The organism is Bacillus sp. mrc49, from assembly GCF_002803435.1.
In genome coordinates this window covers 1-308 of sequence record NZ_PHNG01000418.1, presented here as the reverse complement: position 1 = coordinate 308, position 308 = coordinate 1, and the positions used below count along the sequence as shown (strand labels likewise).

1 rRNA gene is annotated in these 308 nt (G+C 54.9%); it reads left to right on the top strand.

Annotated elements, in window-relative coordinates:
* A 23S ribosomal RNA gene (locus CVN76_RS02580) occupies positions 1-308 on the top strand; the annotation flags it as partial.

Genomic DNA, 308 nt, shown 5'->3' with positions numbered 1-308 from the left:
TAAGGGCGTTGAAGTCAGACCGGAAGGACTGGTGGAGCGCTTAGAAGTGAGAATGCCGGTATGAGTAGCGAAAGAAGGGTGAGAATCCCTTCCACCGAATGCCTAAGGTTTCCGGAGGAAGGCTCGTCCGCTCAGGGTTAGTCGGGACCTAAGCCGAGGCCGAAAGGCGTAGGCGATGGACAACAGGTTGATATTCCTGTACCACCTATACATCGTTTGAACGATGGGGGGACGCAGAAGGATAGGGTAAGCGCGCTGTTGGATATGCGCGTCCAAGCAGTTAGGCCGGAAACGAGGCAAATCCCGTT